Source organism: Pseudomonas sp. NPDC089547 (assembly GCF_050280665.1).
In the GTDB taxonomy this organism is placed as follows: Bacteria; Pseudomonadota; Gammaproteobacteria; order Pseudomonadales; family Pseudomonadaceae; genus Aquipseudomonas.
This window is the reverse complement of the sequence record NZ_JBNNVS010000001.1, coordinates 136421-160032: the sequence shown is the minus strand read 5'-3', so window position 1 is coordinate 160032 and position 23612 is coordinate 136421. Positions and strand designations below refer to the sequence as shown.

Here is a 23612-nt window from a genome sequence, read left to right as displayed (position 1 = left end):
CACTATTTATCGAAAGGTTTCACAAAGGTGATTCTAGGCTCTTTCCACGGGCCTTCGACACGGTAGTGCACACTGGCAAAGCGCGACACACGGTCACCGATCAATCGGTCGACGAGGAACAACGCCCCGCCTACTGCTGGCGCGCCAACGATCAGCGCGGCCAGCGGCAGGTTGTTGGTCACCGGCAGGCTGACCTGCAGGTTGGCGTTGACCTGGTCACGGACCATGTCCAGCGTGCCCTCCAGCTCGAAGCTGCTCGACGGGCCGGTCATGGTGATGGGTTCGCGGGTCACGTAGACGCCATTGCTGGCTACAAGCAGGCCTTTGACCCGGTCATAGGCCAGGCCCTTGTCGAACAGGTCGGAGAAGTCCAGGCGCAGGCGCCGGCCAATCGAGTTGAAGTTGAGCAGGCCGAATACCCGCAACGCCTGGGCGCTGCCCTCGACCTCGACAAACTGGCCGGTGCGCAGCGCCGCATCCATGCTGCCCGAGAAGCGCGTCAGGCTCACAGCGGCCGGCGAACCTGGCCAGCGGCCGTCCACGTCCAGGCGGAAGTCACGGCTGGTCACGGTCGGGGCAAAGCCCCAGGCCTTCAGGACATCGGCAAGGTTCTTGCCGTCCAGGCGCCCTTTGTACCAACTGCTGGTCTTGCCCGTTTCGCCCTCCCAGCCACCGCCACCGTCAATGCGCAGGCCCTTGAAGTCGAGGTCGATATCGCTGGCAGCAACACCGCGGGCGGTTGGCCGCAGCTTGATCGAGGCACTGCCGAACAGGTCGTCACCGCGGTATAGCTTGTCGATGCTCATGTCCAATGCCGGGACCTTGCGCGGGTCGAAGGAAGCCAGTGGATCAGGGCCGTCCTCAGCCCGCTCCTCGGCCTGTTTTTCAGCCGGGCTGGGCGCTGGCAGGCGCAGGGTCTGCATGCGCACGACCATCGGCGCGCCCTTGGCATCCGGCACCCGGGCATTGCCGATGACTTCCTTGCTGTCCAGGCGCAGGTCCCAGGCCGGGCCGCCTCGGACCAACCGCACCACAGCCTGGTTCAGGTCCATGCCAAAGGCTTTCAACTGGCCGATACTCAGGTCAACGCTCTGCAGGTTCTGCCGTGCACTGCCGCCTGGGTCGTTACCGCCCAGGCGCGCCGCCTGTTCCTGCCATGGACCAAGGTCAAGCGTGTCCAGGCGCCCACGTACCCTCAGGCCCTGGCCGGTTGGCACCTGAGCGTCCCCTGTACCCAGCAGCAATTCGCCACGCCCCTGCAGCAACTTGTCGGCGGGTGCAGCGTAGGCAAAGCGCGCCAGGTCGCTGTAGCCAGCATCGAAACGCCGCTCCGGCCCCTGCAGGCTCATGCTGAAACGGCTGTCGCGAGTGTCTGCCGCCGCCTTGCCGAACGGCGCCGGCAAGTCAATGGCCAGGCCCTTGAGGCTGGAGCTGACACTCAGGCGGTTGTCACGGCTGCCCAGGCTCAGTTGCAACTGGTAGGGCAGGTCACCGGAAGCCGGCAAGGCCTGGTTGAACTGCAGCCACTCGGTCAAGGCCTTGAGTGATACCTGGCCATTGGCCTCGATGCGCGTCTGCATCTGCCCAGGCTGGCCTTCGGCAGTTATCTGCGCCGTTACCGGCTTGCCAAAGGCCTGCAGGCTGATGCCTTTGCCGCTCAGGCCCTTGTCGAAATCGAAGCTGAAGTCACCCTTCAGGCGGCTCAACTCAAGGCTCGGCGGGGCAACCTTCAAGCGCGCATCATGGGTGGCGAAGTCCACCTGTACTTTCGGCCGCTGCCCATGTTCCAGCGGGATATCGAGCTTGACCTTGCCCTTGAGCGGCCCCTCACCCTCCCAGCCGGCGAAGATTTCACCCGTGCCGATTGGCGCCTCCTTCAGAATCTTCAGGCCATCGCCCAGGCTGCCGTCGAAATCGCCATCGAGGAACAGGTGGCTGTGCTGGCCCTGGTCGACATGCGGGATGTCGACCGTCACATCGCTGACCTTGGTGTCCAGCAGCACGCCGCGCTGGGCCTTGATGCGCACGCCACTGTCCTCGATGAACACATCGCCATCCACATGCTGTACCTGCGGCCAGCCAGGCTGGAAGTCCAGCGCAGCGTCATGCACCTTGAAGAACAGGCTGATGCTGCGCGCCTCCGGTGCAGCGCCATGGTTAAGAGAGCCTTGGTACTGGAAGTAGCCTTCATCCACCGCGCCTTTGACAATGGCGCTGCGCAGCCACTCGTCGAGGGCCGGGCTGAGCACTTCGGGCAGGTATTTGGCGGTGTAGCGACCATCGCCGTCGGTCAGGCCGACACGCAGGTCCATGTAGTCCTCGCGGCCTTCCTCGAACAACAGGCGAATCAGGAAGTCGCCCGCGATCTTGCCCTCTTCGCCCAGCACCTTGAGGTAGGGCGCAACCAGGGTGAAACCCTCCTTGTCCAGTGCCCAGGTCAGCCGTGCATTGGCCTTCTGGTAATGCCACGGTTTGGCGAAGATCGGGTACAGGTGCAGCATGAACGCATCGGTATCCAGGCGCAGCTCGCCGTGGCCCAGATCGCCACTGATGCTGCCGCTGACGTTACCGGCCGCCGGGGCATTGTGATAGGCATCGAAACCGACCTTTTCCAGGTTGGCTTCGAACTGCAGGCGCTGGTCACCTTCAGCCTTGGGGCGGGCCTCCAGCCGCACATTGCGCAGTGCACCCGTGACCTTGAGGCCATCGACCACGGCCATGACCTTGTCCGGCAACGGTGCCAGGGCGTCGATCAACGGGGTCAGCGGCGTCAGGTTGAGCCGATCGGCCTGCACCTTCCAGCTTTCCTCGGCGGCGCTCTTGCCTGCGCGCTGCTGGACCTGCAGGTGCGATTCCCAGCGGGTCTTGCCAATGTCCATGGCCAAGGAATCGACAACAATATCGAAACCTTGCTCGCTGCGCTGGAACCAGGCACCCAAGGCCAGGTTGTTCAGGATGGCGGCCTTGCGCCCACTGTAGGCGCCCTTCAGTTCAGGTGCATTGAGCCGGACCACGGCCTGTTGCAACTGCCCGTTGCCCCAGTCGACCCAGAACTCACCGCCGGCACGCAACGCTTCGGCATGCCATTGCCCCAGCAAAGCGGGCGGTAGCCAGTGCGACCAGTCACTTTGCGGCAGGCTCAGGTAGGCTTCGACCTGGCCATCACGCCAGGCCTTGGCCGATACGCGACTACGCAGGTTCAGCGCCAAGGGCTGGCCATCAGGCAAGGTCGCCCGCAGGTCCAACGCCTGGCGCGAGGCACCGGCCTTCAAACCGGCACTCACATAAGTCAGGGTCAGCGGGTCGCGCTGCCAGGGGTGCAACGTGACCTGGCTGTCGAACACATCAACCCGGCCTAGCTGGCGCAGGCGCTGCAGCAGGTCGGCAGGGTCCAGCGGCGTGTCGTCCTTTTTCGGCAGCCCTTCAAGGTTCCAGGCGCCCTGCTCGTTCTCACGCAGAATCAGTTGCAGGCCGCCCAGCTGAATGCGCGCCAGGCGCACTTCACGGGCGGTAAGGCTGGCCCAGACATCGGGAACCACCATGACCTCGTCAAGGCGCAGCGCCGTGGCACCCTCGCCCAACTGCAGGTCGCGCACCCGCAGCACCGGCGCCAGCCCGCTCCAGTGCCCTTCCAGCGCACCGACATGCACGGGCAGGCCCAGCGCCTGCTCGGCCTTGCTCTCTACGTCGGCACGGTACTCGGCGACCAGCGGCGCCAGTTCGCGGCCAAGGCTGACATACAGCGCCACCAGTACCGCCAACAGGGCACATATGCCCAGCCCCCAGCGGGTCAAGGCGACAAGAACGCGGGTCAGACGTCCCATGGCCGTGGCCCTCCAAGTCGTTTATCCATGATGGCCCGTCGCGCAGGTTTTGCCAGCGCGACGATGCAGCAGCGTGTTTCAGAAGGCCTCAGAGCAGCACCACGTCGTATTGTTCCTGCGAATACATCGACTCGACCTGGAAGCGAATGGTTCGACCAATGAAAGCCTCCAGCTCTGCCACGTTGCCGGACTCTTCATCCAGCAGGCGGTCGACCACCTTCTGGTTGGCCAGCACACGGTAGCCCTCGGCCTGGTAGGCACGGGCCTCGCGCAGGATCTCGCGGAAGATCTCGTAGCAGATGGTCTCGGGGGTTTTCAGCTTGCCGCGGCCCTGGCAGGCCAGGCATGGCTCGCACAGCACCTGCTCCAGGCTTTCACGGGTGCGCTTGCGGGTCATCTGCACCAGGCCCAGCTCGGTGATGCCGATGATGTTGGTCTTGGCGTGATCGCGTTCCAGCTGTTTTTCCAGGGTACGCAGCACCTGGCGCTGGTGCTCTTCATCTTCCATGTCGATGAAGTCGATGATGATGATGCCGCCGATATTGCGCAGGCGCAGTTGCCGGGCGATGGCGGTGGCGGCCTCGAGGTTGGTCTTGAAGATGGTCTCTTCCAGGTTGCGATGGCCGACGAAAGCACCGGTGTTCACGTCGATGGTGGTCATGGCTTCGGCCGGGTCGACCACCAGGTAGCCGCCGGACTTGAGCGGCACCTTGCGTTCCAGGGCACGCTGAATCTCGTCTTCGACGCCGTACAGGTCAAAAATCGGACGCTCGCCAGGGTAGTGTTCGAGGCGGTCGGCGATCTCCGGCATCAGTTCGCCGACGAACTGCGTGGTCTTCTGGAAGGTTTCCCGCGAGTCGATGCGGATCTTCTCGATCTTCGGGTTGACCAGGTCACGCAAGGTACGCAGGGCCAGGCCAAGGTCCTCGTAGATGACCGTGGGCGCACCGCACGTCTTGATCTGGGTACCGATCTGCTCCCACAGGCGGCGCAGGTAGCGGATATCCTGCAGGATCTCTTCAGAACGTGCGCCCTCGGCGGCGGTGCGCAAAATGAAACCGCCGGCATCCTTGATGTTTTCGCTTTCCATGCAGTCGCTGACCACCTGCTTGAGGCGATCACGCTCGGCTTCGTCTTCGATCTTCAGCGAAATACCGACATGGCTGCTGCGCGGCATGTACACCAGGTAGCGCGAAGGAATCGATAACTGGGTGGTCAGGCGTGCACCTTTGGAGCCGATCGGGTCCTTGGTAACCTGCACCACGAGCGCCTGGCCTTCGTGCACCAGTGCAGTAATGTTCTCTACCGCCGAGCCTTCACGCTGGGAGATTTCCGAGGCATGGATGAACGCCGCACGCTCCAGGCCGATGTCGACGAAGGCCGCCTGCATGCCCGGCAGCACGCGCACCACCTTGCCCTTGTAGATATTGCCAACGATGCCCCGCCGCTGGGTGCGCTCGACGTGCACCTCCTGCAGTACCCCGTTTTCCACCACCGCCACACGTGACTCCATCGGGGTGATGTTGATCAGGATCTCTTCACTCATGGCAGGCTCTCGTCAAAGGTCTTTTGTAATGATGGATGGCGTACGCACTGCTGGCTACTGCGGGTTTGTTACCTCTGGCGTAGGCACGGACGATTGCCAGCAGGCAACGCCGAACTGGCCGAGCAAATCGGCCGTTTCACTGAGGGGCAAACCCACCACTGCCGAGTAGCTGCCGGACAGGCCAGTGACGAACACCGCGCCCAGGCCCTGAATGGCGTAGCCACCCGCCTTGTCCGCCGGCTCGCCGCTGGCCCAGTAGCGTTGGGCTTCTTCGTCGCTGATCAGGCGAAAGCGAACCTGGCTGGTAACGCACAGGCTTTGCGTGCGCAGCCCATCGGTGAGAGCGACCGCAGTCAGTACCTGATGCTCGCGGCCTGACAGGTCGGCCAGCATGGCCAGGGCATCTTCGCGGTTTTGCGGCTTGCCGAGAATACGACCATCGAGCACCACGGCGGTGTCTGCACCCAGCACCACAGCTGGCCCTGCGACACTGGCCAGGCCTGCGGCAGCCTTGGCCCGGGCCAGGCGTTCGACGTAGGCCGGCGCGCTTTCGCCGGGCAGCGGGGTTTCATCGATGGGGGCGCTGACGACGCTGAACGGCACGCCGATCTGGGTCAGCAGTTCACGACGGCGGGGCGAGCCGGAGGCCAGGTAAAGCGGGTTCATGCAGACATCTCCCTGTCAGTGTCGGCATCGCCGTCAGTTGATATGCAAGCGTCGGCGCAAGTCGCGCAGGGCGAAGCTGATCCACGGCCAGAGCAAGGCACTGATGACCGCAGACCAGACCAGCGCCAACGTGGGCAGGCGGTTGCCGGTCAGGGCGCTGAGCCACAACTGGATCAACTGGGCGATGCCGAAGATCACCAGGATCACCAGGCTCTGCTGCCACATCGGGAACATGCGCAGGCGTTGTTGCAGCGACAGCACCAGGAATGTGATCAGGGTAAGGATCAGCGCGTTCTGCCCCAACAGGGTGCCGTACAGCACGTCCTCGGCCAGCCCCAGCACGAACGCCGTGGTCATGCCGACCTTGTTCGGCACGGCCAGTGTCCAGAAGGACACCAGCAAGGCTAGCCACATGGGCCGGAACACTTCCATGAACTGCGGCATGGGCGAGACGCTGAGCAGCAGGCCGATGGCGAAAGTCAGCCAGATGACCCAGCCGTTGTTGCGGCGTGAAGCAGCCATCATTGCCTCCGGGTATGAGCGGGTGCAGCGGGCGCTGCAGCTGGCGTGACAGGAGCAGCCGCCGGGGCTGCGGGCTGTGCGGGCGGAGCTGTCGGCGCAGGCGTTGTGGCCGGTACGACAGGCACGCTGCCGGCTGGCGCGCCCTGCTCGCCTGGGCTTGTTACCGCGCCACCCTTGCGGTCAGCCTCTTCCTGGGCGATGGCGGCGTCGGTAGCGCGCTGCTCCGGGGTACGCCGGTCGCTGAACACCAGCAGCATGTAGCGGCTGCGATTGAGTGCGGCGGTGGGGATGGCACGCACGATGGCAAACGGCTGGCCGGAGTCGTGGATCACCTCATTGACCGTGGCCACCGGGTAGCCGGCCGGGAAGCGCTGGCCCATACCGGAGCTGACCAACAGGTCGCCTTCCTTGATGTCGGCGGTATCGGCCACATGCCGCAGCTCCAGGCGCTCGGGGTTACCGGTGCCGCTGGCGATGGCACGCAGGCCGTTGCGGTTGACCTGCACCGGAATGCTGTGGGTGGTGTCGGTCAGCAACAGCACCCGCGAGGTGTAGGGCATCAACTCGACCACCTGGCCCATCAGGCCACGCGCATCAAGCACCGGCTGGCCAAGGAACACGCCATCACGCTCACCCTTGTTGATCAGGATGCGGTGGGTGAACGGGTTGGGGTCGACACCGATCAGTTCGGCTACTTCGACCTTTTCGTTGACCAGCGCCGAAGAGTTCAGCAACTCGCGCAGGCGCACGTTCTGCTCGGTCAGGGCTGCCAGCTTCTGCAAGCGCCCCTGCAGCAGGAGGGCTTCGGTCTTGAGCTTTTCGTTTTCGGCGATCAGTTCGTTGCGGCTGCCGAACTGGCCGGCAACGCCTTGCCACGCACGCTGCGGCAAGTCGGTGATCCAGTACGACTCCATCAGTACCACGCCCATCTGGCTGCGCACAGGCTTGAGCACGTCGAAGCGCGCGTCGACAACCATCAACGCGACCGACATCACCACCAGTACGAGCAGGCGAACGCCCAGCGAAGGGCCCTTGGAGAAAAGCGGTTTAATGGGCCGTTCCTCGTGGACGACTCAGGAGGTCATTGGACATGGGACAACGCACCAGCCTGGTTGCGGGTTGACGGATACGGCGCCCTGAACGGGCGCCAGCCCAGCACATACAGGTAGCACTGTGCGTACTACCTGTAAACCGGGCGCTCGTGAGCAGCGAGTGGGATCACTCGCTGGAGAGCAGGTCCATCGCGTGCTTGTCCATCATCTCCAGGGCGCGACCGCCGCCACGGGCGACACAGGTCAGCGGGTCCTCGGCGACGATCACTGGCAGGCCGGTTTCCTGGGCCAGCAGCTTGTCGAGGTCACGCAGCAGCGCACCACCACCGGTCAGCACCAGGCCACGCTCGGCGATGTCCGATGCCAGCTCGGGCGGCGACTGCTCCAGGGCGCTCTTGACCGCCTGGACGATGGTCGCCAGCGATTCCTGCAACGCTTCGAGCACTTCGTTGGAGTTCAGGGTGAAGGCGCGCGGTACGCCTTCGGCCAGGTTACGGCCACGCACGTCGACTTCACGCACTTCGCCGCCCGGGTAGGCGGTACCGATTTCCTGCTTGATGCGCTCGGCGGTAGATTCGCCGATCAGGCTGCCGTAGTTACGGCGCACGTAGGTGACGATGGCTTCGTCGAAGCGGTCGCCGCCAACGCGGACAGACTCTGCATAGACCACGCCATTCAGCGAGATCAGGGCGATTTCAGTGGTACCGCCACCGATATCGACGACCATCGAGCCACGGGCCTCTTCAACCGGCAGGCCGGCACCAATCGCAGCGGCCATCGGCTCTTCGATCAGGAACACTTCACGGGCACCGGCACCCAGGGCCGACTCGCGAATGGCGCGGCGCTCTACCTGGGTCGACTTGCACGGCACGCAGATCAGCACACGCGGGCTTGGCTGCAGGAAGCTGTTCTCGTGAACCTTGTTGATAAAATATTGCAACATTTTTTCGCAGACGCTGAAGTCGGCGATGACGCCGTCCTTCATCGGACGAATGGCAGCAATGTTGCCAGGCGTACGGCCCAGCATGCGTTTGGCTTCGGTACCGACGGCGACGACGCTTTTCTGATTGCCATGGGTACGGATGGCAACAACCGAGGGCTCATTCAGGACGATACCGCGCTCACGCACGTAAATAAGGGTGTTGGCAGTACCCAGGTCGATGGAGAGATCGCTGGAAAACATGCCACGCAGTTTCTTGAACATGGGAAAGTGACCCTGGGGAAAGCGTGGGTAAAAAAGTGCGGCAAACTCTAACAATGGCAGGGATTTTGGGCAAGGAGCCAATATGTTAAATTGGCTGTTTTTCCGAGCATGCCAGCCGATGATCGCGGCTGTTGGACCGCCAGAAAGCTGACATGTTCCTCATCGCGGACCCAAATTCCGTTCTTTGTTTCCCTTGGAGATCCCCATGGCGCTTGAACGCTGCGACGTGGAAAAGATCGCCCATCTGGCCCGTCTGGGGCTGAATGATGGCGAACTGCCACGCATTACCGACGCCCTGAACAGCATCCTCGGCCTGGTCGACCAGATGCAAGCGGTGGATACCACCGGCATCGAGCCCCTGGCCCACCCGCTGGAGGCCAGCCAGCGCCTGCGCCCCGACCAGGTCACCGAGCGCAACCAGCGCGATGCCTACCAGGCTATCGCGCCGTCGACCGAAAGTGGTCTGTACCTGGTTCCTAAAGTCATCGAGTAAGGGATAGAGCCTGCCATGCATCAATTGACCCTGGCCGAGATCGCCCGCGGACTCGCCGACAAGTCGTTTTCCTCCGAAGAGCTGACCGGCGCCCTGCTGGCGCGCATCAAGCAGCTCGACCCGCAGATCAACAGCTTCATCAGCGTCACCGAAGACCTGGCCCTGGGCCAGGCACGTGCCGCCGACGCCCGCCGCGCCGCTGGTGAAACCGGCGCGCTGCTGGGGGCGCCGATCGCCCACAAGGACCTGTTCTGCACCAACGGCGTACGCACCAGCTGCGGCTCGAAGATGCTCGACAACTTCAAGGCGCCGTATGACGCCACCGTGGTCGCCAAGCTGGCCGAAGCCGGCATGGTCACCCTGGGCAAGACCAACATGGACGAGTTCGCCATGGGTTCGGCCAACGAATCCAGCCACTATGGCGCGGTGAAGAACCCGTGGAACCTCGAACACGTCCCAGGCGGTTCGTCGGGCGGTTCGGCCGCTGCCGTGGCCGCAAGCCTGCTGCCGGCTACCACCGGCACCGACACCGGCGGTTCGATCCGCCAGCCGGCGGCACTGACCAACCTCACCGGCCTCAAGCCGACGTACGGTCGTGTGTCGCGCTGGGGCATGATCGCCTACGCCTCCAGCCTTGACCAGGGCGGCCCGCTGGCCCGCACTGCCGAAGACTGCGCCCTGCTGCTGCAAGGCATGGCCGGGTTTGATGCCAAGGATTCCACCAGCATCGAAGAGCCGGTGCCGGATTACAGCGCCACCCTCAATGGTTCGCTGCAGGGCCTGCGCATCGGCCTGCCGAAGGAGTACTTCGGTGCCGGCCTCGACCCACGCATCGCCGACCTGGTCCAGGCCAGCGTCAAAGAGCTGGAAAAGCTCGGTGCCGTGGTCAAGGAAATCAGCCTGCCGAACATGCAGCACGCCATCCCGGCCTACTACGTGATCGCCCCGGCTGAAGCCTCTTCCAACCTGTCGCGCTTCGACGGCGTGCGTTTCGGCTACCGCTGCGACGCGCCGAAAGACCTCACCGACCTGTACAAACGTTCCCGCGGCGAAGGCTTCGGCGTGGAAGTACAGCGCCGCATCATGGTCGGCACCTACGCCCTGTCGGCTGGTTACTACGACGCCTACTACGTGAAGGCGCAGCAGATCCGTCGCCTGATCAAGAACGACTTCATGGCCGCCTTCAACGACGTCGACCTGATCCTCGGCCCAACCACGCCAAACCCGGCCTGGAAACTTGGCGCCAAGAGCAGCGACCCGGTCGCCGCCTACCTTGAAGACGTCTACACCATCACCGCCAACCTGGCGGGCCTGCCGGGCCTGTCGATGCCGGCCGGCTTCGTCGACGGCCTGCCGGTCGGCGTGCAGCTGCTGGCGCCGTACTTCCAGGAAGGCCGCCTGCTCAACGTCGCGCACCGCTATCAGCAAGTGACCGACTGGCACACCCGCGCCCCCAACGGCTTCTGAGGAATTCACACATGCAATGGGAAGTTGTGATCGGGCTGGAAATCCACACTCAGCTCGCCACCCAGTCGAAGATCTTCTCCGGCAGCGCCACCACCTTTGGCTCCGAGCCGAACACCCAGGCCAGCCTGGTTGACCTGGGGATGCCCGGCGTACTGCCGGTGCTGAACCAGGAAGCCGTGCGCATGGCGTGCATGTTCGGCCTGGCCATCGATGCCGAGATCGGCAAGCGCAACGTGTTTGCGCGCAAGAACTACTTCTACCCGGACCTGCCCAAGGGTTACCAGATCAGCCAGATGGACCTGCCAATCGTCGGCAAGGGCCACCTGGACATCGCCCTGGAAGACGGCACCATCAAGCGCATCGGGGTCACCCGCGCACACCTGGAAGAAGACGCCGGCAAGAGCCTGCACGAAGACTTCAGCGGCTCTACCGGCATCGACCTGAACCGTGCCGGCACCCCGCTGCTGGAAATCGTTTCCGAGCCAGACATGCGCAGCGCCAAGGAGGCCGTGGCCTACGTCAAGGCGATCCACGCGCTGGTGCGCTACCTGGGCATCTGCGACGGCAACATGGCCGAAGGCTCGCTGCGTTGCGACTGCAACGTGTCGATCCGCCCGAAAGGCCAGGCCGAGTTCGGCACCCGCTGCGAGATCAAGAACGTCAACTCGTTCCGCTTCATCGAGCGCGCGATCAACAGCGAAATCCAGCGCCAGATCGACCTGATCGAAGACGGCGGCAAGGTGGTGCAGGAAACCCGCCTGTACGACCCGAACAAGGACGAAACCCGCTCCATGCGCAGCAAGGAGGAAGCCAACGACTACCGTTACTTCCCCGACCCGGACCTGCTGCCGGTGGTGATCGAGGACAGCTTCCTCGAAACCGTGCGCGCCGGCCTGCCGGAGCTGCCGCCACAGAAGGTCGAGCGCTTCCAGAGCCAGTACGGCCTGTCGGCCTACGATGCCAACGTTCTGGCTTCCAGCCGCGAACAGGCGGACTACTTCGAAGAAGTGGTGAAGATCGGTGGCGACGCCAAGCTGGCCGCCAACTGGGTCATGGTCGAGCTGGGCAGCCTGCTGAACAAGTTGGGCATCGAAATCGACCAGGCGCCTGTCAGCGCTGCGCAACTGGGTGGCATGCTGCTGCGCATCCGCGACAACACCATCAGCGGCAAGATCGCCAAGACCGTGTTCGAGGCCATGGCTGGCGGTGAAGGCGATGCCGACAGCATCATCGAAAGCAAAGGCCTGAAGCAGGTTACCGACACCGGCGCGATCGACAAGATGCTCGACGAAGTGCTGGCGGCCAACGCCGAGCAGGTCGAGCAGTACCGCGCGGCCGATGAGGCCAAGCGCGGCAAGATGTTCGGCTTCTTCGTCGGCCAGGCAATGAAGGCTTCCAAAGGCAAGGCCAACCCGGGGCAGGTGAACCAATTGCTCAAGGCCAAGCTCGAAGGGTGATTGTTTTACCCTTGTAGTCCTGCGAGGGCTTTGCCCTCGTTCGCGGGCATGCCCGCTCCCACAGCTACAGCGCCGCTTCCAAAGGTGGCGACATACCTGTGGGAGCGGGCTTGCCCGCGAATGGCCACACCGGAGCATTTGAATTGCTAAAACGATCCCTGAGCACCCTGGCCCTCTTCTCTTTCCTGGCCGGCTGCGCCAGCCACGACATCGACCCGCGTGGTTACGACCAGACGGGCACTGCTTCCTATTACGGTTCACGCCACCACGGCAAACGCACTGCCAGCGGCGAACCTTTCAACCAGCACGGCCTTACCGCCGCCCACCGCAGCCTGCCCTTCGGCACCCGCGTTCTGGTTACCAACATGGCCAACCAGCGCAGCGTGGTGGTACGCATCAACGACCGCGGCCCGCATACCCGCGGCCGGCTGATCGACCTGTCTCGCGCCGCCGCAGAAAAAATCGGCATGCTCCGTAGCGGAACGGCACGCGTGCGCGTACAAGGGCTTAGTGACTGACGCGACAGGAGTCCGACCATTTTCGACCTGGCCACCCTTCCCACCTTCAGCCTCCTGCAACTGGGCCTCGCCCTGCTGTTGCTGGTCGGCGGCGCTGAGCTGCTGGTGCGCGCCGCGCTGCGCCTGGCTCAGCGCCTTCATGTACGCCCTCTGATCATCGGCCTGAGCCTGGTGGCCTTCGGCAGTACCGCGCCACAACTCACCGTCAGCCTGCAAGCGGCCTACCAGGGCGCGCCGGATGTGGCCGTGGGCAGCGTGATTGGCAGCAACATCTTCAACGTGTTGGTCATTCTCGGCCTTGCCGCGCTCATCATCCCCCTGCGCGTATCGCGTCAGCTGGTACGCCTGGACATTCCGCTGATGATCGTGGCCAGCGGCCTGGTCTATGCGCTGGCTGCCAACGGGCACCTGGGTAGGGGCGAAGGGGTTCTGTTGCTGCTTGGCCTTGCCGGTTACCTGGCGATGCTTTGGCACCAGTCGCGTCACTACGCGCGTACCTACCCTGCCCCGCACACTGCAAAATCCAGTGCCGGGCGCTTCTGGTCGGGCACGCTGTTGCAAGTGCTGGCCGGGTTCGGCCTGCTGAGCCTGGCGGGCCACCTGCTGCTGGAGGCTGCCGTCGAGGTGGCCACCGACCTTGGTTTGTCCGAGCGCATCATTGGCCTGACTGTCGTCGCCATCTGTACCTCTTTGCCAGAGCTCGCCGCCGCACTCATCGCGGCCTTGCGCGGCGAACGGGAAATTGCCGTGGGTACGGTGATCGGCAGTAACCTGTTCAATCTGCTGGGCGTGCTTGGCCTGACTGCGCTGGTCACCCCAGAGCCGCTTTCGATCTCGCCCAATGCGCTGTCGTTCGACCTGCCCGTAATGCTAGGCGTTGCCGCGCTGAGCCTGCCGGTGTTCTATTCCGGCTATCGCATAACCCGCGCCGAAGGCCTGGTGTTCCTTTGCCTGTACGTGGCTTACGGCCTGCACGTAGCGGCGTTCACCATGGGTCTGCCACTGGCTGGCCGGCTTGAGAAGTTGATGCTGTTCTATGTACTGCCAGTGCTCGCCGTGGTGTTGCTCTACACCACCGTGCGCGCCTGGCGTCGCCAACACTAAGGAAAACAACATGGCTGAGAGCAACAAGACCGGCGAGCAGATTCGCCGCCAGGTAATGGGCGATGCATTCGTCGACCGCGCTTTGGGCAATGCCACTGACTTTACCCAGCCGCTGCAAGACTTCGTCAACGAACATGCCTGGGGTAGCGTGTGGGCCCGCGACGGGCTGCCACTGAAGACCCGCAGCCTGATTACCCTGGCCACGCTCACGGCACTCAAGTGCCCGCAAGAGCTCAAGGGGCATGTGCGCGGAGCATTGAACAACGGCTGTACGGTAGAGGAAATTCGCGAGGCGCTGCTGCATTGCGCGGTGTATGCGGGGGTGCCAGCGGCGATTGATGCGTTCCGTGCGGCGCAGGAAGTGATCGACAGTTACCAAGGCTGATCCAGCCTCTTTCAGGCCCGGCCTCTTCGCGGGCACGCCCGCTCCCACAGGGACCCCATAGACTTCGAAGCCTGTGCAGTACTTGTGGGAGCGGGCGCGCCCGCGAAGAGGCCGGGCCTGCCTTGCCTATTTGGCCTGGCGAGCCTTTTTCATCTTGAAGGCGACCCAAAGCACCAGGATCCACGCCGGGATCAGCATCACAGAGATGCGAATCGGCGGGGTCAGGTACATCACCACCAGAATCAGCACAATAAACGCCAGGCACAGGTAGTTGGTCAGCGGGTGCCCCAGGCTCTTGTAGAACGGGGTGATGCCCGCTGCCAGCTTGGCCTTGCGGAACTTCAGGTGGGTGATGCTGATGCTTGCCCAGTTGATCACCAGCGCCGACACCGCCAAGGCCATCAGCAAGCCAAAGGCCTCACCCGGCATCAGGTAGTTGATTACCACGCACAGGCCGGTCGCGAACGCCGAAACACCCAACGCCGTCAGCGGCACGCCGCTGCGGCTCACCTTCAGCAACTGACGCGGCGCATCACCCTGGCTGGCCAGGCCGAACAGCATGCGGCTGTTGGCGTACACACAGCTGTTGTACACCGACAGCGCAGCCGTCAGCACCACGATGTTGAGGATGGTCGCCACCAGGTCGCTGTCCAGTTCGTGGAAAATCATCACGAACGGGCTGCCGCCCTGCACCACCTTCTGCCACGGGTACAGCGACAGCAGCACTGCCAGGGCACCGATGTAGAAGATCAGGATGCGGTACACCACCTGGTTGGTGGCCTTGGGGATGCTCTGGCGCGGGTTGTCGGCCTCGGCGGCGGTTATACCCACCAGCTCCAGGCCACCGAACGAGAACATGATCACCGCCAGCGCCATCACCAGGCCGGTGACCCCGTTAGGGAAGAAGCCGCCGTACTGCCACAGGTTGGCCACGCTCGCATCCGGGCCACCATGGCCGCTGCTCAACAGCCAGGCGCCAAAGCCGATCATGCTGACGATAGCCACCACCTTGACCAGGGCGAACCAGAACTCCATCTCGCCGTAGACTTTCACCTGGGTCAGGTTGATGAGGTTGATCGCCACGAAGAAGATCGCCGCCGTGGCCCAGGTGGGAAACTCTGGCCACCAGTACTGTACGTAGATGCCGACCGCGGTCAGCTCGGCCATGCCGACCAGCACGTACACCACCCAGTAGTTCCAGCCCGAGACAAAGCCGGCGAACTCGCTCCAGTACTGGTGGGCGAAGTGACTGAAGCTGCCGGCAACCGGCTCTTCCACCACCATTTCGCCCAGCTGGCGCATGATCAGGAAGGCCATCAGGCCGGCAATGGCATAACCCAGCAGAACGGAAGGGCCGGCCAGCTGGATGGTCTGGGCAATGCCCAGGAACAACCCGGTACCGATGGCCCCGCCCAGCGCGATCAGCTGGATATGGCGATTCTTCAGCCCGCGCTGTAACCGCTCGGGCGTGCTCTGGTCTTGCATGAAGTGTCCTTTAGCTCAGTGAGGCTGTGTTTTTTGTGTTGTTTGCAGTCAAGGATCTAGATCCATCCGCCCCACTGCAAGATGAAAATGCCGATATTGGTGGTGATCGCCGCCATTAAGGTAGTGATCACGATGATCGATGCAGCCAACTCGTGGTTGCCGTTGGCCGCCCGCGCCATCACGTAGCTGGCCGCTGCGGTCGGGCTACCGATGTACAGGAACAGGATACCCAGCTCGGCCCCTCGGAAGCCGCACAGCCAGGCACCCAAGGTACCCAGCAGCGGCAGCCAGACCATCTTCACCAGGCTGGCATCGATCGCCAGCCGGCCGCTGTCGCGCAGCGCCGCCAGCGACAGGGTGCCACCGATACAGATCAGCGCCAGCGGCAGGGTCATCTGCGCCAGGTAGTCGCCAGAGGTCAGCAACCAGTTGGGCAGTGGCACCTGGCCGTAAGCCATCGGGGTGGCGACCAGCACGCTGATGATCAGCGGGTTGCTAAAGATGCTCTTGCAGATGCTCCACGGGTCGGACTTGAGGTCCGGGCTATACACCGCCAGCACCACTGCCGACAGCGAGTTGTACATGAGGATGACCAGGCCAGCGAGTACCGCCCCCAGGGAAATACCATAGTCACCGTACAGGCTGGCGGCCAGGGCCAGGCCGATTACGCCGTTGTTGCCGCGGAACGCGCCCTGGGTATAGATACCCCGCTCTGCCAGCGGGCTGCGCCAGATGGCCAGGCCCCAGGCAATGGCGAAGCCGACCAGGGTGGCGACGATGAAGTAGAGGATGACACCAGGCTTTACTGCGGACGCCAGGTCGGCGTGGTAGATGCCGAGGAACAACAGCGCGGGCATGCACACGTTGAACACCAGCTGCGAGGCGACGCGGTTGAAATTGTCGTCGATCAGGTGGATGCGTTTGAGCAGTACGCCCATGAACAACATGGCAAAGACCGGTGCCGTGATGTTCAGCGTCTGGATAAGAAGGGCGAGCATGCGCAAGCGATCCTGGAGGGGTTGCCGTTAGGGGGCTAATGATACGCCAACGGCTGGGATTTGCGGGGATCGAGCGCGATAAAAGCACATGCCTTTCAGATTCTGCGCTGCCAGTGCTGGCCTCTTCGCGGGCACGCCCGCTCCCACAGGTACGGCGCTGCTCTCAAGGGCGGCGCGGTATTTGTGGGAGCGGGCGTGCCCGCGAAGAAGCTAACACAGAATCAGCGCCGAACCGGGCGCTTCTGCAATTTGCGCTGCAAGGTCCGCCGGTGCATGCCCAGCGCCCGCGCAGTGGCCGAGATATTGCCCTCATGCTCGTTCAGCACGCGCTGGATATGCTCCCACTGCAGGCGGTCGACCGACATCGGGTTTTCCGGCACCAGGGTATCCAGGTCGGTGTGTTCCGACAGCAGCGCTGCCAGTACGTCATCGGCGTCGGCCGGTTTGCACAGGTAGTTGCAGGCGCCGCGCTTGACCGCTTCCACCGCCGTGGCAATGCTCGAGTACCCGGTCAGGATCACCACGCGCATTTCCGGGTCCAGTTCCAGCAGCTTGGGCAGCAGCACCAGGCCCGAGTCACCGTCCATCTTCAGGTCCAGCGTGGCATAGTCCGGCAGGTCCTGCTGGGCCAGGATCAAGCCCTCTTCGGCAGAACTGGCAGTGCTCACGCGGAAACCGCGACGGCTCATGGCACGGGCCATGACCCGGGTAAAGGTGGCATCGTCATCCACCAGCAGCAGGTGCGGCAGCTCTTCGCTTTCGACCTGGTTTTCTTCGCTCATCATTCATCTCCTCGCTTGCCATAGGGCAGGCGCAGTTCGGTCAGGGTGCCACCCTGTTCATGACTATAGAGTTTCACCGAACCGCCCGCACGGGTCACGCTGGCCTTGCTCAAGAACAGGCCAAGGCCAAAGCCTTTGCCCTTGGTGGTAATGAAGGGTTTGCCGATGGCTTCGGCAATGGCCGGCGGCACGCCGGGGCCGTGGTCGCGGATGCTGATGACAATGTCCTGGGCGTCCCAGTCCAGGCGCACTTCAAGGTCATCGGGGCAGGCATCGGCGGCATTGTTCAACAGGTTCAGCAGCGCCTGGGTCAAGTCCGGCGGCGGGGTCAGCCGCGGCACCTTGCCGTCACGCAGACGCTGGAAGCGGTAGCTGGCCTCTGGACGCATCAGGTGCCAGCGGTTCAGCGCCTCGTCCAGCCAAGCGGTCACGTCCTGCTCCACGATCGCCAGGCGGCGATTGGCTTCGGCAGCGCGCACCAGCTGTTGCAGGGTTTCCTTGCACAACTTTACCTGGTCCTGAAGGATCTGCAGGTCCTCCTGCAACAACGGGTCAGCATGGTCCTGGCGCATTTCGTTCAGCAGCACGCTCATGGTCGCCAGCGGCGTACCCAGTTCGTGGGCAGCACCGGCGGCCTGGGTGGCCACAGCCAGCAACTGCTCATCACGCAGGCTTTCTTCACGCCGCTCGGAACGCAGTTGCTCCTGGCGGCGCAGTTCTTCGGCCATGCGCGCGGCGAAGAAGGTGATCACCGCAGCAGCCAAGGCAATGCTCAGCCACATGCCGTATACCTGCATCTTGTCCCGCGCCATGGGCAGGCCTTCCAGCGGGTAGAACTGCACCAGCAGCAGGCTGTAGGCCGTCAGGGCGATTCCCGAAAGGATCAGCGAATACAGCCACGGCAAGGTCACAGCAGCAATCGCCAGCGGCACCAGGTAATACGACACGAACGGGTTGGTCGAACCGCCTGAGTAATACAGCAAGGCACTGTGAATCAGCAGGTCGCACGCCAGTTGCAGGGCGTACTCCATTTCGGTGACCGGCAGCGACAGGCGCAGCCGCAGCGCCGTGAACGCACACAGCAGCGAGGACAACGCCAAGGTGCCAGCCAGCGATAGCCACGGCAACGGCAGCAGTTCGGTCCAGTAGGCAACGCCCACGGAGCCGGCCTGGGCAGCCAGGACCAGGACTCGAATGACGGTCAGGCGCCAGAGATTCTGGCGGGTAGCGGACAGCGGTTGTACGGCGGCGAGCATGAGCTCTCCTGATGAGTGCTCCAGAAAAATCGGCTGGAGTATACCGAAGCCGGGCGCTTCGCTGCAGCGATGCGGCAAAGCGCCACACTTTGTCACAGGTTCATGATGGCACTTTTGAACCCACTACACTGATGCCGGTCTTATGGGCCATGCGTGGAATGGATGGCCAGAACCCACGCCCTTTATTGCCAAGGAGTACCACATGCAAATCCCACGTCGCGGCGCCGCCCTTGCCCTGTCTTGCGGCCTGCTTGCCAGCCTGCCGGCGCTGGCGGCCGATGAGCCGCGTTACAACCAGGTTTCCCTGCGCGCCGAAGTCAGCAAGGAAGTACCGCGTGACCTGATGGTCGTGACCCTGTACAGCGAAGCGCAGAACACCGACCCGGGCAAGCTTGCCAAGCAGATCACCGATACCATGAACAAGGCCGTACAGCAGTCGCGCCAGGTCAAGGATGTGAAGATCAGCCAGGGCAGCCGCAACAGTTACCCGGTGTATGACAGCAAAGGCCAGAAGATCACCGGCTGGCGCGAGCGCGCCGAGCTGCGCCTGGAAAGCGCCAACTTCCCGGCCCTGTCCCAGCTTACCGCCGACCTGCTGCAAGAGCTGAAAATGGGCGGCATGGACTTCTCCATTGCCCCGGCTACGCGCAAGTCCAGCGAAGACGCACTGCTCAAGGATGCGGTCGATGCCTTCAAGGCGCGTGCGCAACTGGCCACCGAGGCGCTGGGTGGCAAGGGTTATAAAGTGGTCAGCCTGAACCTCAACAGCAGCGGTTACCCGCGCCCCTACATGCGTAGTGCACCGATGGCGATGAAGGCCATGGGGGCAGATGAAGCAGCGCCAGCGCCGGACATTGAGGCGGGTACCAGTGAAGTCAGCATGAATGCTGATGGGCTTATCGAAGTGCAGATGCCTTAACAGCCACGAGCCCCCCTGTAGGAGCGGCCTTGTGTCGCGATTGGGCCGCACAGCGGCCCCGGCGATTCATCAGGTATAGCTGAAATCCCGGGGCTGCTTTGCAGCCCATCGCGACACAAGGCCGCTCCTACAGGGACCGCGCCAAGCGCAAAATCAGCGCTAGTCAGACCTTTCCTACGCACCTTTAAGGTGCCTCCTACAATTACTCCCGCCCCGAAAAATCCCGCAAAAAGCCATCATTTTGCCTGCGCAAACGTTTAACTTCGCCGAAAGTTATACCGATGCGACATCCATGTACGCTCGTACTACTTTTCTGGCGCCAACTATCCTTCTACCTGTTGCAATGGGAACACCCCCTGCATAAGTATCCGCAGGTCGGCTCACGAGGCCACCTCATCCAAAAAATGACAACAATGAGGCCACCATGCTCAAACACGCAGTCATTCCGTTCCTGCTAGGCGCAGGCTTGCTCACCGGTGCACCGTCGGCCCTGGCCGCGTCCAACCTGGTGTTCTGCTCCGAAGGCAGCCCGGCAGGCTTCGACCCGGGGCAATACACCACAGGGACCGACTTCGACGCTTCGGCCGAGACCGTGTTCAACCGCCTGACCCAGTTCGAACGTGGCGGTACCGCAGTCATCCCGGGCCTGGCGACCAAATGGGAAGTGACCGACGACGGCAAGACCTACACCTTCCACCTGCGCGAAGGGGTCAAGTTCCACACCACCGACTACTTCAAGCCCACCCGCCCCTTCAACGCCGACGACGTGCTGTTCACCTTCAACCGCATGCTCGACAAGGACCACCCCTTCCGCAAGGCCTACCCCACCGAGTTCCCGTACTTCACCGACATGGGCATGGACAAGAACATCGCCAAGGTCGAGAAGCTCGACGAGCACACGGTGAAGTTCACCCTCAACGAAGTGGACGCCGCGTTCATCCAGAACCTGGCCATGAGCTTCGCCTCGATCCAGTCCGCCGAATACGCCGATCAGTTGCTGAAAAGCGGCAAAGCCGCCGACATCAACCAGAAGCCGATCGGCACCGGCCCGTTCGTGTTCAGCAAGTACCAGAAGGACGCGCAGATCCGCTTCAAGGGCAACAAGGACTACTGGCAGCCCGATGATGTGAAGATCGACAACCTGATCTTTGCCATCACCACCGACGCGTCGGTGCGCATGCAAAAACTGAAGAAAAACGAATGCCAGGTCACGCTGTTCCCGCGCCCGGCCGACATCGAGCCGCTAAAGGCCGACAAGAACCTGCAGATGCCACAGCAGGCCGGCTTCAACCTCGGTTACATCGCCTATAACGTGATGGACAGGATCAAGGGCAGCAACGAGCCCAACCCCATGGCCCAGCTGAAGGTGCGCCAGGCGCTGGACATGGCCGTGGACAAGAAAAAGATCATCGAGTCGGTCTATCAGGGCGCCGGCCAGTTGGCCGTGAACGGCATGCCGCCGACCCAATGGTCCTATGACGACAGCATCAAGGACGCCCCGTTCGACCCCGAAAAGGCCAAGCAGCTGCTCAAGGAGGCCGGCATCAAGGAAGGCACGGAGATCACCCTGTGGGCCATGCCGGTGCAGCGGCCGTACAACCCCAACGCCAAGCTGATGGCCGAAATGCTCCAGTCCGACTGGGCCAAGATCGGCATCAAGGCGAAAATCGTCAGCTATGAGTGGGGCGAGTACATCAAGCGCTCCAAAGGCGGCGAACAGGGCGCCATGCTGATCGGCTGGAGCGGTGACAACGGTGACCCGGACAACTGGCTGGGCACCCTCTACGGCTGCGATGCCATCGACGGCAACAACTTCTCCAAGTGGTGCTACAAGCCCTACGACGACCTGATCAAGCAGGCCAAGGCCACCTCCGACCAGGCCAAACGCACCGAGCTGTACCAAAAGGCCCAGCACATCCTCAAGGAGCAGGTACCGATCACCCCGATCGCCCACTCCACCGTCTACCAGCCGATGAGCGCCAAGGTGAAGGACTTCAAGATCAGCCCGTTCGCGCTGAACGCCTTCTACGGCGTCAGCGTGGACAAATAGGGTAGCCCTGGCACCCGCCGAGCGGCGGGTGCCCTTCACCCTCGCCACCTCTTCATGTCGTCCTGCGGCCAACCGCTGCGGGGTCGGCGAACTGTTGCCGCCATTCGTACAACGAGGCGGCGCAAACAGATGAAAAAGGATTTGCCATGCGCCATTTGACCTGCCTTTCTACCCTGCTGGCCCTGGGCCTGCTCAGCCAGTCCCCGGCCGTGCTGGCCAAAAACCTGGTGTTCTGCTCCGAAGGCAGCCCTGCCGGCTTCGACACCGCCCAGTACACCACTGCCACCGACAATGATGCGGCTGAGCCGATCTACAACCGCCTGGTCGAGTTCGAGCGCGGCGGCACCGCCGTACACCCTGCCCTGGCGAGCCGCTGGGACGTGTCCGACGATGGCTTGCGCTACACCTTCCACCTGCGTGAAGGGGTGAAGTTCCACAGCAACAAAGCGTTTACCCCAAGCCGTGACTTCAACGCAGACGATGTGTTGTTCACGTTCAACCGCATGCTCGACAAGGGCCACCCGTTCCGCCAGGCCTACCCCACCGAATTCCCCTATTTCATCAGCATGGGCCTGGACAAGAACATCGCCCGGGTCGAGAAGGCCGACCCGCTGACCGTGGTGTTCACCCTGAACACGGTCGATGCCGCATTCATCCAGAACCTGGCCATGAGCTTCGCCTCGATACTGTCTGCCGAATACGCCGAGCAACTGCTGGCCAGCGGTCGCCCCAGCGATATCAACCAGCAACCGATCGGCACCGGGCCGTTCGTGTTCCAGCGTTACCAGAAGGATTCGCAGATCCGCTACAAGGGCAACAAGGATTACTGGGCGCCGGACCAGGTCAAACTCGACAACCTGGTGTTCTCGATCAACGTCGACCCCTCGGTGCGCATCCAGAAGCTGCGCCGCAACGAATGCCAGGTCACCCTGCATCCTCGCCCGGCCGACCTGCCGGCGCTGAAGACCGACAGCCAGTTGCAGGTGCTGCAACAGCCAGGCTTCAACCTCGGCTACATCGCCTACAACACCCAGCATCCACCCTTCGATCGCCTGGAAGTGCGCCAGGCGATGGACATGGCGGTGAACAAGAAAGCCATCATCCAGGCGGTGTACCAGGACTCCGGCCAGCTGGCGGTCAACGCCATGCCGCCGACCCAGTGGTCCTATGACGAAAGCCTGAAAGACGCGCCATACGATCCGGAAAAGGCCAGGCAGCTCTTGCAGCAAGCCGGGGTCAAGCCGGGTACCGAGGTCACCCTGTGGGCCATGCCGGTACAACGCCCGTACAACCCCAACGCCAAGCTGATGGCCGAAATGCTTCAGTCCGACTGGAACAAGCTTGGCTTCAAGGTACGCATCGTCAGTTACGAATGGGGCGAATACATCAAGCGCATGAAAAGCGGCGAGCACGATATCGCCCTGATCGGCTGGACCGGCGACAACGGCGACCCGGACAACTGGCTGGGCACCCTCTACAGCTGCGACGCCATCGGCAGCAACAACTACTCGCTGTGGTGCGACCCGCAGTACGACAGCCTGGTCAGGCAGGCCAAGCAGGTCACTGACCGTACGCAGCGCACCGCGTTGTACCAACAGGCCCAGCAGCGGCTCAAGCAGCAGGTGCCGATTACCCCGGTGGCGCACTCCACGGTCAACCAACCGCTCAGCGTCAAGGTTTCCGAGTTCAAGGTCAGCCCGTTTGGGCGCAATGATTTTTCCGGTGTGAGTGTTGATTAAGCGTTAGCCGGAACCGGCCTCTTCGCGGGCTCGCCCGCTCCCACAGGATCACCTCAGGTTCGGACTCTGCGCCCTACCTGTGGGAGCGGGCGAGCCCGCGAAAGGGCCAGCACAGCCAACACAACTCCCCATTTTTGCCCGGCGA

19 protein-coding genes are annotated in these 23612 nt (G+C 63.0%); 9 read left to right on the top strand and 10 right to left on the bottom strand.

Annotated features, from left to right (window positions below):
- Window positions 1-2: 2 nt before the first annotated feature.
- The 6 genes from ACQKPZ_RS00630 to mreB all read right to left on the bottom strand — a co-directional run bounded on the left by ACQKPZ_RS00630 (window position 3) and on the right by mreB (window position 8814).
- Window positions 3-3824, bottom strand: coding sequence for a YhdP family protein (locus ACQKPZ_RS00630; RefSeq protein ID WP_427534963.1), 3822 nt, complete (start codon window positions 3822-3824; stop codon window positions 3-5).
- 88 nt (window positions 3825-3912) lie between these two features.
- Entirely contained in the window at window positions 3913-5370 is a 1458-nt protein-coding gene (gene rng / locus ACQKPZ_RS00625) for a ribonuclease G (RefSeq protein WP_391124566.1), read from the bottom strand.
- A 54-nt stretch (window positions 5371-5424) separates the two neighbouring features.
- Entirely contained in the window at window positions 5425-6036 is a 612-nt protein-coding gene (locus ACQKPZ_RS00620) for a Maf family protein (protein WP_427534962.1), read from the bottom strand.
- 33 nt (window positions 6037-6069) lie between these two features.
- Complete coding sequence (mreD, locus tag ACQKPZ_RS00615) at window positions 6070-6558, bottom strand: rod shape-determining protein MreD (RefSeq protein WP_015269051.1); 489 nt, start codon at window positions 6556-6558, stop codon at window positions 6070-6072.
- The gene (gene mreC, locus ACQKPZ_RS00610; RefSeq protein WP_427535165.1) at window positions 6558-7610 is read right to left on the bottom strand and encodes a rod shape-determining protein MreC; all 1053 of its coding nucleotides are present in this window, start codon (window positions 7608-7610) and stop codon (window positions 6558-6560) included. The genes mreD and mreC overlap by 1 nt, the downstream gene beginning before the upstream one ends.
- 166 nt (window positions 7611-7776) lie before the next feature.
- Window positions 7777-8814: a rod shape-determining protein MreB gene (gene mreB / locus ACQKPZ_RS00605; protein WP_003255163.1), complete on the bottom strand. Its 1038-nt coding sequence runs from the start codon at window positions 8812-8814 to the stop codon at window positions 7777-7779.
- A 205-nt stretch (window positions 8815-9019) separates the two neighbouring features.
- Between mreB and gatC the strand changes: the two genes are divergently transcribed.
- The 6 genes from gatC to ACQKPZ_RS00575 all read left to right on the top strand — a co-directional run bounded on the left by gatC (window position 9020) and on the right by ACQKPZ_RS00575 (window position 14238).
- Window positions 9020-9307, top strand: coding sequence for an Asp-tRNA(Asn)/Glu-tRNA(Gln) amidotransferase subunit GatC (gatC, locus tag ACQKPZ_RS00600; RefSeq protein ID WP_427534961.1), 288 nt, complete (start codon window positions 9020-9022; stop codon window positions 9305-9307).
- 15 nt (window positions 9308-9322) lie between these two features.
- Window positions 9323-10774, top strand: coding sequence for an Asp-tRNA(Asn)/Glu-tRNA(Gln) amidotransferase subunit GatA (gene gatA, locus ACQKPZ_RS00595; RefSeq protein ID WP_427534960.1), 1452 nt, complete (start codon window positions 9323-9325; stop codon window positions 10772-10774).
- An 11-nt stretch (window positions 10775-10785) separates the two neighbouring features.
- Window positions 10786-12231 (top strand): Asp-tRNA(Asn)/Glu-tRNA(Gln) amidotransferase subunit GatB, encoded by a 1446-nt coding sequence (gene gatB, locus ACQKPZ_RS00590; protein WP_391124554.1) that lies wholly within the window; start codon window positions 10786-10788, stop codon window positions 12229-12231.
- Between the two features lie 143 nt (window positions 12232-12374).
- Window positions 12375-12749 carry a septal ring lytic transglycosylase RlpA family protein gene (locus tag ACQKPZ_RS00585; RefSeq protein ID WP_403200032.1) on the top strand — a complete coding sequence of 125 codons (375 nt, stop codon included), beginning with the start codon at window positions 12375-12377 and terminating at the stop codon, window positions 12747-12749.
- 60 nt (window positions 12750-12809) lie between these two features.
- Window positions 12810-13853, top strand: a complete 1044-nt coding sequence (locus ACQKPZ_RS00580) for a calcium/sodium antiporter (protein WP_391124807.1) — start codon at window positions 12810-12812, stop codon at window positions 13851-13853.
- A 10-nt stretch (window positions 13854-13863) separates the two neighbouring features.
- On the top strand, window positions 13864-14238 hold the full coding sequence (locus ACQKPZ_RS00575) for a carboxymuconolactone decarboxylase family protein (RefSeq protein WP_391124548.1): 375 nt from the start codon (window positions 13864-13866) through the stop codon (window positions 14236-14238).
- 126 nt (window positions 14239-14364) lie between these two features.
- On the opposite strand, the gene ACQKPZ_RS00570 is transcribed toward ACQKPZ_RS00575, so the two are convergent.
- The 4 genes from ACQKPZ_RS00570 to ACQKPZ_RS00555 all read right to left on the bottom strand — a co-directional run bounded on the left by ACQKPZ_RS00570 (window position 14365) and on the right by ACQKPZ_RS00555 (window position 18759).
- Entirely contained in the window at window positions 14365-15723 is a 1359-nt protein-coding gene (locus ACQKPZ_RS00570) for an amino acid permease (RefSeq protein WP_391124545.1), read from the bottom strand.
- 56 nt (window positions 15724-15779) lie between these two features.
- Window positions 15780-16721, bottom strand: a complete 942-nt coding sequence (locus ACQKPZ_RS00565) for an AEC family transporter (RefSeq protein WP_025753795.1) — start codon at window positions 16719-16721, stop codon at window positions 15780-15782.
- Between the two features lie 221 nt (window positions 16722-16942).
- On the bottom strand, window positions 16943-17503 hold the full coding sequence (locus tag ACQKPZ_RS00560; protein WP_003255244.1) for a response regulator transcription factor: 561 nt from the start codon (window positions 17501-17503) through the stop codon (window positions 16943-16945).
- Window positions 17503-18759 carry an ATP-binding protein gene (locus ACQKPZ_RS00555; RefSeq protein WP_391124540.1) on the bottom strand — a complete coding sequence of 419 codons (1257 nt, stop codon included), beginning with the start codon at window positions 18757-18759 and terminating at the stop codon, window positions 17503-17505. Before ACQKPZ_RS00555 ends, ACQKPZ_RS00560 begins: the two co-directional genes overlap by 1 nt.
- Window positions 18760-18961: 202 nt before the next feature.
- On the opposite strand from ACQKPZ_RS00555, the gene ACQKPZ_RS00550 reads away from it, so the two are divergent.
- The 3 genes from ACQKPZ_RS00550 (at window position 18962) to ACQKPZ_RS00540 (ending at window position 23467) form a co-directional block, all read left to right on the top strand.
- Window positions 18962-19678, top strand: a complete 717-nt coding sequence (locus ACQKPZ_RS00550; protein WP_427534959.1) for an SIMPL domain-containing protein — start codon at window positions 18962-18964, stop codon at window positions 19676-19678.
- 424 nt (window positions 19679-20102) lie between these two features.
- Window positions 20103-21728, top strand: a complete 1626-nt coding sequence (locus ACQKPZ_RS00545) for an ABC transporter substrate-binding protein (protein ID WP_427534958.1) — start codon at window positions 20103-20105, stop codon at window positions 21726-21728.
- A 146-nt stretch (window positions 21729-21874) separates the two neighbouring features.
- Entirely contained in the window at window positions 21875-23467 is a 1593-nt protein-coding gene (locus ACQKPZ_RS00540; RefSeq protein ID WP_427534957.1) for an ABC transporter substrate-binding protein, read from the top strand.
- Window positions 23468-23612 lie beyond the last annotated feature (145 nt).